The sequence below is a fragment of the Sphingobium fluviale genome (genome assembly GCF_004122115.1).
Taxonomy (GTDB): domain Bacteria; phylum Pseudomonadota; class Alphaproteobacteria; order Sphingomonadales; family Sphingomonadaceae; genus Sphingobium; species Sphingobium fluviale.
In genome coordinates this window covers 1-1,035 of sequence record NZ_SBKP01000042.1, presented here as the reverse complement: position 1 = coordinate 1,035, position 1,035 = coordinate 1, and the positions used below count along the sequence as shown (strand labels likewise).

The 1,035-nt window shown below is 59.1% G+C and carries 1 protein-coding gene; it reads left to right on the top strand.

The genetic code is table 11. The features are described from left to right. A partial coding sequence (locus EQG66_RS15200; RefSeq protein ID WP_220428681.1) for a DUF5131 family protein occupies nucleotides 1–898 on the top strand: 898 nt, incomplete at its 5' end. Nucleotides 899–1,035: the final 137 nt, after the last annotated feature.

Here is a 1,035-nt window from a genome sequence, read left to right as displayed (position 1 = left end):
GATAGCGATGGCTGACCGCACTACTATTGAATGGACTGATGCGACCGTCAATTTCTGGTGGGGTTGTACCAAGGTCGGGCCGGGGTGCGATCATTGCTATGCCGAAACATGGTCGAAGCGGACTGGTGAAAGCATCTGGGGCGCGAGCGTCCCGCGTCGCAAGATCAAGAGCGCCGTTGCTACCATTTATCGGCTTCAAAACGGTGCATCATGGTGGGCCGCCGATGCCGAGATCGGCAAACTCCACCCAAACAGCCGCCGCCGGGTGTTCGTGCAATCCATGTCGGACCTGTTTGACAAGGAAGTGCCGGACGAATGGTTCGCGGAGGCGTGGGATGCTACCAGCGCATGCACGAGTCTCGACATCCAGATCGTCACCAAACGGGTATCTTTAATCGAGAAGCGTCTGAACGGTCGCGTCTGGCCGAGTCATGCGGGCCTGATCATCAGCATCGTCAATCAGGAGGAGGCCGACCGCGACATACCGCGCCTGATCGAATTGAAGCGACGCCTTTGCATACCGTGGATCGGCCTTTCCATGGAGCCGTTGCTGGGCGCTGTGACGCTGCGACCGGAGTGGCTGGTTCACTTGAATTGGGTAATCGTGGGTGGCGAATCCGGCTCTGGTGCTCGACCGATGCACCCAGATTGGGTCCGCACCCTGCTCGCACAATGCGCGGCAATGGATGTGCCGTTCCTTTTCAAGCAATGGGGCGAATACGGGCCCTATGACCCAGAGCGCCCTCAATGCCATGTATTCTGGCTGGGAATTGATGGTCATGTGTACGGAGTGATCCCTGACGGCGCCGCTCCCATGGTTCGATGGGGCAAGAAAGCCGCTGGGCGATATCTCGACGGCGTGACTCATGACGGATACCCGGAGGTGGTCTGTGGCTGACCTCTACACCGCCAACAGCAAGGAAGTGCTCCGCAACGGTGTTCACTTCGCGGACACCGTAGATGACGCTGCGGCTCAGGCGATCGTCAAGGCAATGGGAACTCGGGACGGCATCGCCGAATGGATCGATCGGGAGA